General features: G+C 62.5%; 7 protein-coding genes. All 7 read right to left on the bottom strand.

The window, feature by feature from the left end; all coding sequences use genetic code 11:
* Positions 1-27: 27 nt before the first annotated feature.
* The 7 genes from BM70_RS0106825 to BM70_RS0106795 all read right to left on the bottom strand — a co-directional run bounded on the left by BM70_RS0106825 (position 28) and on the right by BM70_RS0106795 (position 6,800).
* Positions 28-1,005: an NAD(P)-dependent oxidoreductase gene (locus tag BM70_RS0106825; protein ID WP_025855308.1), complete on the bottom strand. Its 978-nt coding sequence runs from the start codon at positions 1,003-1,005 to the stop codon at positions 28-30.
* The gene (locus BM70_RS0106820; RefSeq protein ID WP_025855307.1) at positions 1,002-2,294 is read right to left on the bottom strand and encodes an MFS transporter; all 1,293 of its coding nucleotides are present in this window, start codon (positions 2,292-2,294) and stop codon (positions 1,002-1,004) included. Before BM70_RS0106820 ends, BM70_RS0106825 begins: the two co-directional genes overlap by 4 nt.
* Before the next feature lie 45 nt (positions 2,295-2,339).
* A complete protein-coding gene (locus BM70_RS0106815) occupies positions 2,340-3,281 on the bottom strand; it encodes a sugar kinase (protein ID WP_025855306.1) in 942 nt (313 codons plus the stop codon).
* On the bottom strand, positions 3,274-4,056 hold the full coding sequence (locus BM70_RS0106810; protein WP_025855305.1) for a sugar phosphate isomerase/epimerase: 783 nt from the start codon (positions 4,054-4,056) through the stop codon (positions 3,274-3,276). Before BM70_RS0106810 ends, BM70_RS0106815 begins: the two co-directional genes overlap by 8 nt.
* Before the next feature lie 128 nt (positions 4,057-4,184).
* The gene (locus tag BM70_RS31130; RefSeq protein ID WP_155952133.1) at positions 4,185-5,198 is read right to left on the bottom strand and encodes a LacI family DNA-binding transcriptional regulator; all 1,014 of its coding nucleotides are present in this window, start codon (positions 5,196-5,198) and stop codon (positions 4,185-4,187) included.
* Positions 5,199-5,306: 108 nt separating this feature from the next.
* Positions 5,307-5,906 carry a LysE family translocator gene (locus BM70_RS0106800; protein ID WP_025855304.1) on the bottom strand — a complete coding sequence of 200 codons (600 nt, stop codon included), beginning with the start codon at positions 5,904-5,906 and terminating at the stop codon, positions 5,307-5,309.
* Between the two features lie 54 nt (positions 5,907-5,960).
* Entirely contained in the window at positions 5,961-6,800 is an 840-nt protein-coding gene (locus BM70_RS0106795; protein ID WP_025855303.1) for an AraC family transcriptional regulator, read from the bottom strand.
* Positions 6,801-6,850: the final 50 nt, after the last annotated feature.

Here is a 6,850-nt window from a genome sequence, read left to right as displayed (position 1 = left end):
GAGGCAAGCTCGCTCACTACAGTAGGATCAGTGTTTCCACGCTGCTGCATTCACAAGGTTCTTTGGCCTTTCCCCGGCCAACGCCTGCAACAGATTCTCCACCGCACACGTGGCCATCGCTTCCCGTGTCTCATACGTCGCCGAGCCGATATGCGGCGTGGCCACCACATTGTTCAAGCGCAACAACGGCGAGCCGTGATCCAGCGGCTCCTTTTCAAACACATCCAACCCCGCCGCCCGAATGGTGCGCTGCTGCAACGCTTCCACCAGCGCCGCCTCATCCACCACCTTGCCCCGCGAAATATTGATAAAGATCGTCTCCGGGCCCATCAGCGCGAATTGTTCGGCGCCGATCAGTTTCTCGGTTTCAGCGGTGAGCGGCAGGGTCAGGCAAACAAAGTCGGCCTGTTGCAGCAAGTCATTCAAGCTGCGGTACTGCGCGCCAAAACGCGCTTCCACCGCCGGTTTGGGCGAATGGCTGTGGTAGATCACCGGCATGCCGAAACCAAAATGTCCACGCTGGGCCAGGGCCTCGCCGATGCGGCCCATGCCGATGATGCCCAGGGTCTTGCCATGCACGTCGCTGCCGAAATGCGCCGGGCCAATGTTCTTGCTCCACTGGCCGGCACGCACCATGTCGGCCAGTTCGACCACGCGGCGGGCGGTGGCCAGGATCAAGGCAAAGCCCGTGTCGGCGGTGGTTTCGGTGAGCACGTCCGGCGTGTTGCTGAGCAGGATGCCGCGCGCTGTCAGGTAGTCGATGTCGTAGTTGTCGACACCCACCGACACGCTGGCGATCGCTTCCAGTTTCGGCGCCAGGTCCAGCAGCCTGGCATCCAGGCGCAGGCTGGCACCCAGCAGGCCATGGGCGGTGGGGAGGGCGTCGCGCAGCGTGGCCAGGCCGGTGTCGTCCAGGGCTTCGATCAGCGTGACCTCGGCCTGTTCATGCAGGCGGGCCATCAGCGGCGCGGAGAGTTTCTTGTACAGCACGACAGACTTTTTCATGCGGTCTTTACCTTTAATTCCAAGTTGGGCGCCGGCGTGCGATCACTGGCGCCGGGCTTGAGAAAAATCGTCAGCACCACCGACAGCAGCAGCGCGCCGCTCATCAGCAGGTACGAAGCGCCGGGCGAGCCGGTGCTGCTATTGAGATAACCCACCAGGTACGAACCGCCGAACGAACCGAGGGCGCCCATGCTGTTGATCAGCGCCATGGCGCCACCGGCGACGTTGGCCGGGAGGATTTCCGGGACGATGGCAAAAAACGGACCGTAGGGCGCGTACATGCAGGCGCCGGCAATTACCAGCAGGGTGTAGGACCACCAGAAGTGTTCGGCGCCTAGCACGTAGGACGCGTAGAAGGCGATGGAGGCAATCAGCAGCGGCGGCCACACGAAACGTTTGCGTTTTTGCAGCTTGTCCGAGCCCCAGGAGACCGCGAGCATGCCGATCACCGCCGCCAGGTACGGCAGCGCCGAGAGCCAGCCGGCTTCGACCATGTCCATCTGCAAACCGGCCTTGAGGATCGACGGCAGCCACAGCACAAAGCCGTACACGCCGATGCTCCAGCAGAAGAACTGCAGCGCCAGGATGATCACCTTGGGTGAGCGGAATGCCTCGGCATAGTTCTTCACCGCCTTGATGCCCACCTGTTCGGCAGCCAGGGCCGTTTCCAGGTTGTGCTTTTCGCTGTCGCTGAGCCACTTGGCATCCTTCGGACGCTCATCGGCCAGCTTCCACCAGATAAACGCCCACAACACCGCCGGCAGGCCTTCGATGATAAACATCCAGCGCCAGCTGAAATGCTGCACCAGGTAGCCCGACACCACCGACATCCACAGCATGGTCACCGGGTTGCCGAGGATCAGGAAGGTATTGGCGCGCGAGCGTTCGGCACGGGTGAACCAGTGGCACAGGTACACCAGCATCGCCGGCATCACCGCCGCTTCCACCACGCCGAGCATGAAGCGAATCACGATCAGCATGTAGGCGTTGGACACCACGCCGGTCAGCGTTGCCAGGCCGCCCCACAGGATCAGGCTGACGAAGATCAGCTTTTTGACGCTGCGCTTCTGCGCGTAGATCGCCCCCGGCACCTGGAAGAAAAAGTAACCGAGGAAAAACAGCGCCCCCAGCAATGACGACATGCCGGGGGTGATCATCAGGTCTTCGGCCATCCCGGAGGCAGCGGCGAAGCCATAGTTGGCGCGGTCCAGGTAGGCCAGGCTGTAGGTGATGAAAACGATGGGCATGATGTACCACCAGCGGCGGGTGGCGAGTTTCAGCGTATCCATGGTGTGGCTCCTGAGCTTGTTGTAGTTGTGGCAACAGGGAGTGGGTTATGCAACGGATCGAACGGGCAGCTCTGAACGGGTGGGCAAGCCTTCCATGTCTCCACGGCTCTGCACGGCACGGCTGCCGATCCAGTTGCCGCGCTGTACCGCCTCGCGGAAGCTGAGGTTTTCCAGCAGGGCGCTGATCATGCCCACGGCGAAACCGTCGCCGGCACCCACCGTGTCCACCACGTTGTCCACGCGGACGGCGGCGACAAAGCCCTGGTCCATCTGGGTGCGGTAGTAGGCGCCGTCCGCGCCGAGCTTGATCGCTACGGCTTCGGCGCCCTGGTCGAGGTAAAACGCGGCGATGTCGGCCGGGTCATCGAAGCCGGTGAGCAGGCGACCTTCGCCCAGGCCCGGCAGGACCCAGTCGGCCAGGCCGGCGAGGGCGTTGATTTCGCGGATCATCGTCTGTGGGTTGGCCCACAGCGACGGGCGCAGGTTGGGGTCGAACGACACGCTGCGCCCGGCCTTGCGCATCTGTGTCATCAGCTCGCGGGACAATTCGCGGGTGGCGTCGGACAACGCTGGCGGAATGCCGGTGGCATGCAGATGGCGGGCTTGCAGCAGGGCAGGGCTGATGGCGGCGACCGACAAGTGACTGGCCGCCGAGCCCTTGCGGAAATACTCGACCTGAGGGTCATCGCCGGTTTCTTCGCGGGACTTGAGCTGAAAGCCGGTGGGGTGCAACGGGTCGACCGCCACATGGCGGCAATCCAAACCTTCTTTCGTCAAGGCATCGACCACAAAGCGCCCGAGGGAATCATTGCCCACCCGGCTCAGCCAGGCCACGTTGAAGCCCAGGCGCGACAGGCCGATGGCGACGTTGCTGTCGGCACCCGCGATCCGTTTATGGAACTGAGCCACGTGGGCCAGATCGCCCGTTTGCTCGGCGACAAACATCGCCATGGTTTCACCAAACGAGAGGATATCGATCTCAGACATGAGCATGCTCCGCACGGGGTTGGCCCAGCAGGGTGAGGGTGGCGACCTGCTGCGCAGTGACCGCGACCAGGTCGTCGCCTTGCAGCGGGAATTCCACGGCCCGGCTAATACCTGGAGTCATGTGCTTGAGCAGTTGTTCCCACAGATGCAGGTCGGTGGCGCCGGGCGGTAGCGCGACCAGCTTGCCGTCGGGGCGACGGGCCACGGCCTTGCAGTGCAGGTAGTCCACATGCCGGCCCAGCAGACGCGCGGCGGTGAGGGCGGACTGGTCCTGCCATTGCCAGTTGCCGATGTCGAAGGTCATTTTCACCGGCAGGCCCAGGCGTTCCACTTCGGTGAAGAAGCGCTGCATCGGTTCGATGCGGCCGCCGTGCAGGGTCTGGTCGTTCTCGACCAACAAGTGGACTGGGTGGCGGTTGAGCAGGGCGTGCAGGCTTTCCAGGTCGTTGGTGTCGGTGAAATAGCCGAGGGAGACTTTCAGCCAGCGTGAGCCAAACGCCTGCGCCCGATTCAGGGTGGTCACGAGTTCGGCATTCGGTTGGGCGCGGCCGGCGACCCACAACTCCAACGGCGATGAGAACACCGATTCCAGATCCTGTTGCGCTGCTGCCTGGGCCAGTTCGGTGGGCTGTTCGTCAGTTAAAAGCTCTTCGCGCCATTCGATGCACTGGGCGCCGGCGGCGGCGAGGACCTCGACAAAACTCAATTGGCCCTGCTGGCGCACCCGATCGGCGCCGTAGCTGGAAAGGCTGATGGAGACGGGGTATTTATGCATTGTTGGTTACCTCTGAAACCGGTTTCATTTTTATACGTAAACCAAAACCTGTAGGAGCCGGCTTGCCGGCGATGGCGTCCTTGAAATGGACGCTTGCCTCAAGGGCCTCATCGCCGGCAAGCCGGCTCCTACAAGGGTTTTGTGGAGCCTCGGATGATCAGTTGGGGCAGGAAGTCCAGGGTGCGGGTCGGAGCCGTATCGCCCCGCAAACGCTTGAGCAAACAGTCGAAGGCACTGGCGCCAATCGCCTCGGTGGGCTGGGCGAGGGCGGTGATGCCCGTGCCTACCAGCGGGTACCAATCGAGATCATCCAGGGCGATCAGGCCGATGTCATCAAACAGGTTGCAACCCAGGTTTTTCAGTGCGCGGGTGCAGGCCAACGCCGCGACACCGTTGGCGCAGAACAGCGCCTTGGGGCCAGGTTTTGCGAGAAAGGTCTGCAAGTGTTTTTGCAGCGTTTCATCCAACTCCAATACAGCGCCGGTCAATGCCGGGTGGCTGGCGATTTCAGCCTTGAAACTGTCCAGACGCTCCAGCCGCGAGCTGGTGCCATCGGTGGCTTCACTCACCATCAGCACATCGCGATAACCCTGTCGCTCGAGGTGTTCCACGGCCATGCGCACCGCCGCTGGGTTGTCCAGGCCTACCAGGTCGCTGTGCAGCGGCGCGACCTTGCGGTCCACCAGCACCAGGGGCATTTCCCGTTGCAATTCCAGCAACTGGTCGAGGTGATGGCCGAGGGTGTTCACGATCAACCCTTCGATGTTGTACGAGCGCAGCGCTGCCAAGTGCTGGCGCTCTTGCTCGTCATCGCGGTCGGTGTTGCACACCACCAGGCTGTAGCCGTGCTGGCGGCAGGCGGTTTCGACGCCGTGCATCACGGCAATGGAATAGGGGTTGCGGATATCCGCCACCAGCATGCCGATCAGGCGCGTGCGCCCGCGTTTGAGCCCACGGGCCATCTGGTTCGGGCGGTAGCCGAGTTCTTCGATGGCCTGTTCGATGCGCAGGGCGATGGCATCGGAGAGCAGGGCGCGGTCATCGCCGATAAAGCGCGACACGCTGGCCTTGGACACGCCAGCGCGCTCAGCCACATCAAACATGGTCACGCGGCTGCGCTGGGCGGCGGAAAAATTGTTCACGGTCATCGATCTTCTTTTTTATTGGAATAACTGAAACCGGTTTCAGGAGACCACTAAACTAGGAAAGTCGTCAAGAAGATGTAGGACAAGGCCAGATGACCGGTACGTTCAGACCAGCACACCCAACCAGGTCGCAGCCAATAGCAACAGGGCCATACCTCGGTTGAAACGTTGCATGGCCGTGGCCGAACGAAACACCCGTGAGGCGCCAGCCCCTACTAGCGCCCAAGTGCCCAGGCAAGGTATCGATATCAGGAAAAACACCAGGGACAAGTACACCACCTGGTTCTGGCGCTCTGCGCCCTGGCCGGCAAATACACTCACCACCGCTAGCGCCATCATCCAGGTTTTCGGGTTGATCAATTGCAGGCTGGCGGCGCCGATCAGGCCGAGGGGTTTTCCACTTGCATCCACTTCGATGGCTTGGGCGGGCGCACTGAAGATCTGCCAGGCCAGGTAGCTCAGCCAGGCGACGCCGGTCCATTGCATGGCTGTTTGCACCTTGGGCAAATGCACCAGCGACTGGCCTACGCCGATCCCCACCAGCAACACAAGGCCTGCAGCGCCAACGCAGGCGCCGAGGATAATGGGCAACGCGGCTTTCAAGCCATACCGCGCGCTGTTACTCAGCACCAGGATATTGGTCGGGCCAGGCGTTATCGAAGCGACGAACGCGAACAGCATGAAGGGGACGAGCGTGGACAGCATGACGGATGACTCCGGTAAACCATTCGATGGAGTCGATCTTCACTGGCCGGCGTATCACCTGTCTGGAAGATTTGAGCAGCGCTTGCGGTACGCGGCGGGCGTGAGGCCGTAGGCGCGCACGAACCAGCGGCCCAGGTGGCTCTGGTCGGCAAAGCCCAGGGCAATCGCTACCTCTGCCGGTTGCTCGCCCTTGGCCAGCAAATGCCGGGCGCGGGCCAGGCGCAGTTGTACCAGATACGCGTGGGGGGGCAAGCCAAACGCGCTCTTGAATGCACGGCTCAGGCGAAAGCGGTCGACGCCGCAGGCCAGGGTCAGTTCGTCCATGCCCACATCAACGTGCAGGTGGGCATGCAAATATTCCCTGGCCTTATGTGCCACCAGCGGCAATCGCGGGTCGTCGCGGTAGCGAGTGCGCCAGTAGAGTTGGCCGGTGAGGCGCTCCAGCAGGTGGTCCATGGCGCGCTGGCGCACGATGCGCAGTTCGCCGCCGTGCAGGGTCTGGAAGGCTTGGCTGGTGGCCATGGCCAGGCGCGGGTCGCTGGTCAAGGTGCTGGCGAAACCCAATTGGCTATTGAGCGGTGCCTCTTCAAACACCGCGTTGACTTCACGCGCCAGCCACTGTGGGTCGAGGTAGAGCATGTGGTAGGTAAAACCGTCTGCGGTGGGCGCATCGCCATCATGCAGTTCGCCGGGCTCCACCAGGAACACCTGGCCCGGCACGCTGTTGTGGCGGATGCGGCGGCAGTTGAATTGCTGCACGCCTTGCTCGGTGACGCCGATCAGGTAGCTGTCGTGCCAGTGGGGGTCGTAGGCGTGGCCTTCAAAATGCGCGCGCAGGGTCTCGATGCCGGTGTCGGCGTCCTGGGACAGGTCGATCCAGTTGTGCGCGGCCATAAAACACCGAAGCGGACTAAGTGAGGCTATTAGCGCCCAACAGCGGATAG

The organism is Pseudomonas sp. CHM02 (assembly GCF_000612585.1).
Lineage (GTDB): Bacteria > Pseudomonadota > Gammaproteobacteria > Pseudomonadales > Pseudomonadaceae > Aquipseudomonas.
Note: the sequence above shows the minus strand (reverse complement) of the source record. Positions and strands in the feature narration are given on the sequence as shown.

What these genes read in the sequence shown, in the direction of transcription:
- BM70_RS0106825 (WP_025855308.1), bottom strand. Translation starts at nt 1,005, where the DNA reads ATGAAAAAGTCTGTCGTGCTGTACAAGAAACTCTCCGCGCCGCTGATG.
- BM70_RS0106820 (WP_025855307.1), bottom strand. Translation starts at nt 2,294, where the DNA reads ATGGATACGCTGAAACTCGCCACCCGCCGCTGGTGGTACATCATGCCC.
- BM70_RS0106815 (WP_025855306.1), bottom strand. Translation starts at nt 3,281, where the DNA reads ATGTCTGAGATCGATATCCTCTCGTTTGGTGAAACCATGGCGATGTTT.
- BM70_RS0106810 (WP_025855305.1), bottom strand. Translation starts at nt 4,056, where the DNA reads ATGCATAAATACCCCGTCTCCATCAGCCTTTCCAGCTACGGCGCCGAT.
- BM70_RS0106800 (WP_025855304.1), bottom strand. Translation starts at nt 5,906, where the DNA reads ATGCTGTCCACGCTCGTCCCCTTCATGCTGTTCGCGTTCGTCGCTTCG.
- BM70_RS0106795 (WP_025855303.1), bottom strand. Translation starts at nt 6,800, where the DNA reads ATGGCCGCGCACAACTGGATCGACCTGTCCCAGGACGCCGACACCGGC.